Source organism: Vibrio sp. 2033 (assembly GCF_033339735.1).
Map to the genome: position 1 here is coordinate 1 of NZ_JAWOVC010000069.1, position 2,003 is coordinate 2,003.

4 protein-coding genes are annotated in these 2,003 nt (G+C 39.6%); all 4 read left to right on the forward strand.

Features of this window, described 5'->3' with window-relative positions; all coding sequences use genetic code 11:
* The first annotated feature begins 139 nt into the window (after positions 1–139).
* Positions 140–541 carry a hypothetical protein gene (locus tag R7P74_RS24590; RefSeq protein ID WP_262634519.1) on the forward strand — a complete coding sequence of 134 codons (402 nt, stop codon included), beginning with the start codon at positions 140–142 and terminating at the stop codon, positions 539–541.
* A gap of 165 nt (positions 542–706) precedes the next feature.
* The gene (locus R7P74_RS24595) at positions 707–853 is read left to right on the forward strand and encodes a hypothetical protein (protein ID WP_225474326.1); all 147 of its coding nucleotides are present in this window, start codon (positions 707–709) and stop codon (positions 851–853) included.
* 390 nt (positions 854–1,243) lie between these two features.
* Positions 1,244–1,543, forward strand: a complete 300-nt coding sequence (locus R7P74_RS24600; RefSeq protein ID WP_225474327.1) for a hypothetical protein — start codon at positions 1,244–1,246, stop codon at positions 1,541–1,543.
* A gap of 51 nt (positions 1,544–1,594) precedes the next feature.
* On the forward strand, positions 1,595–1,804 hold the full coding sequence (locus tag R7P74_RS24605; protein WP_225474328.1) for a hypothetical protein: 210 nt from the start codon (positions 1,595–1,597) through the stop codon (positions 1,802–1,804).
* The last annotated feature ends 199 nt before the right edge of the window (positions 1,805–2,003 follow it).

The following is a 2,003-nucleotide window of genomic DNA, read 5'->3' on the forward strand; positions in this document are numbered from 1 at the left end:
GAGCGCCATAACAAACAATTTAAGAGTGATTCAGCACGCGTGGCATTTTTGGTCTGCGTTAATTTTAGTGATTAAGGAGGTATGCGGTAGCATCGGTATTGCGTGCTTCACACCTTAATTGCGCGGTAGGAGTTTGAACATGAAATTGATTTTTAGTTTCGCCTTAACATTTCTTGCATTCAGCTCTAACGGAGCAGAGCAAGTGACTACAAAAGACTTGTACGAGAAATTCAATATGAGAACTGTCTATAGTTCTTATGGTCAGAATTTAAAGTGGTATTGTGAAAGTTATCCTAGAGAGTTTTTTTCTACAGAAGAGGCTTTGTTTGTTTCTGATAGTCGCCTTGAGTTAGTTTCAGGTGACAACGTCTGGGTTTTCACTATTTCAGAGCCAAATATAGTTTCTATTGGAAATCAGATAACATCGGGTACATATAACAGCGTCTCGACGTATGAGCTTTACTTTGACCCTCGGACTCAGGACTGGAGGGCAAATGAAACATATATAGACATACCGAAAGATTGTGAACGCTATGAATAAAACTCCTAACAAATTGTTCAAGAGTGATTCGGAACGCGTGGCATTCTTACTATGCGTTGGCTTTAGTTATTAGGGTGGTATGCGGAGGAATCAGTATTGCGTGCCTCACACCTTAACAAGGCGTTATGCATTTTCTTCAATGTGTCTCTCAGAGAGGTGTTTAGAGTGGCGCAAGGTATAATTTCAGATAATTGGTCTCTTCAAGATATATCTAGCTTGTTTGTGGATGGTATGGAGAACGCATCTGCGGATGAAATTACTATAGCAAATGGTAAACATAGCTATAAAGCTGTTAGTTATCCATCAATTTAAACGGAAGCTTTGTTCGATTTTTTAACTGACCTAGTTTTGAGAGATGAGATCTTGGTTGAGGCTAAATTTGAACATGCATGGGTGAGGACAAGCAGCCCGATATTAGCAGCCAAAAACTTAGGTGTAGTTCGGAGTTTTCCTTTTTTAGAAGAGCCTCATAAATTAGTTGAACCACGAAATCGAATAATTGAACATATGAGCTCAACGGAGTCTTTGATGTTAGCTCGTAAAGAAAATGTATTGAGCTGGCAAGAAACCAAAAGGCCTCAGCATCCACTTTTATCAGCAACCATGTGAGGTGGAGCTGGAATATGTGCTCGAAGCTTTGTTTATGAAAAAAGTTATACTCCGCATCCTCTACGCAAGAGGTTCTTTGTTAATTCAGGTTTTATGTTACCTGCGGGTGATGCTTTACATCAACTTACCTCGTTTTTAAACGATGAACAGATGAAGGTATCAAAAAAGACGTATGGAACAGATTCACTGTATTCATTATTTGTTAATATGCCGGCTATTCCTATTCGAGTTATTCAGGAATCTTCCTCGCCTAGTCAGCTTATTGAGATTGCGCTCCCGATGAGACAAGATTTTGCAAAATTGAGAGAGTGGTTAAAGTTATTTCAAAATGCGTTATCTGAAGGCAATCTGAAGGCGGTTGCTAACTATCGAAAACAATTAGATTCTGTTTAGGAGTATGTTAATTCAAAAATAGGGCTAGGTTCTGCTACCAAACCAGTAACTATGGAAGCGGGTGTGGGAGTTTTTAAAATGGTTACACAATCTAATCCAGTAAATACTCTTAAAAATCAATTCGGCGTCAGAGCCACATTGAATAGTTTGATTTTTGGCTCTAACGGCAAGCAAGAAATCAAGAAGTTTATTAGTATGTTTGAGCAAAGAGGAACTGCTGTTGGTTACGATATAGAACAGCACTTCACAAAAAATGCATAACAAACTGCCTAAGAGGGATTCGCAACGCGTGGCGTTTTTACCATGCGCTGATTTTAGTGACTAAGGTGGTGTGCGGCGGCATCGGTATTGCGTTGCTCACCACTTAAGCGGGCGTTATGCAACCGAGTACCCCACGTTTAGTAGACACTTTACTAAGTTAGCTCTAGGGTCTAATTGAGAGGTGATTTATGGCTAAACA